The organism is Solilutibacter silvestris, from assembly GCF_050574925.1.
In the GTDB taxonomy this organism is placed as follows: Bacteria; Pseudomonadota; Gammaproteobacteria; order Xanthomonadales; family Xanthomonadaceae; genus Solilutibacter; species Solilutibacter silvestris_A.
In genome coordinates this window covers 1,008-1,763 of sequence record NZ_JBCMOO010000014.1, presented here as the reverse complement: position 1 = coordinate 1,763, position 756 = coordinate 1,008, and the positions used below count along the sequence as shown (strand labels likewise).

Genomic DNA, 756 nt, shown 5'->3' with positions numbered 1-756 from the left:
ACTCAGGTGTTAGGGCGCACATGGACCCAGCAACTACGGCTGCGACTGGATATATTGCCGACAAGCTCACCGAGCTCGTCGAATCCCTGGTCAAACGAAAAGTTATTGAACGCTGGACTCGGCAAAGAGCAATTCAGTTTTACCGTACATTTTGCAGCGAATTACTAAACGGAGAACTGGAAGGCAACTCATTGCATGAGCGCCTAGACGAGCTTTTAGAGGATGATGCAAAATCGGAAATTGTGTTTGAGGCCTATCGCTCTGTTTGCTTGTCAAAATCCAAAAGATATGGTCCTCGCATCATCGCCATCGTTGTAGCTGGAATTGTTCAAGATGATGGAATTGCCTCACCCGAAGATGAGCTTATTCTAGCGGCCGCTGAAATTCTTTCAGACGATGAATTAGAACAATTCAGAGATGAACTACTTAAAGTTGGTCATTTACAGCCTCCGCACGAACTTCTTGCGGAGCGTCAAATCGACTCAAATTTCAACAGCTCAACAATTGAAATCACAACATCTCCGCTAGCACATACCCATGGGGTTTGGGCGGAAAAGCTGAAATCTCTGGGGCTTCTAACCGAGACGATGCAAGAACGCACCTTCACCTACCGTGAAGATTCTGAGCGTCATATAGACATGGACGGATCAGTGAGAGTTATTAGCTGGAACCTAATATATGAAGAGCCATGTCGACGCCTATGCGAACTTGTTAGCAAAGTCCGAGAAACCAGTGCGCCCTAACTAATCGTTCAAG

1 protein-coding gene is annotated in these 756 nt (G+C 46.3%); it reads left to right on the top strand.

All coding sequences use genetic code 11. The features are described 5' to 3' along the window. Positions 1–743, top strand: a 743-nt coding sequence (locus ABE093_RS13515; protein WP_430761434.1) for a hypothetical protein, incomplete at its 5' end; no start/stop codon positions are given. Positions 744–756: the final 13 nt, after the last annotated feature.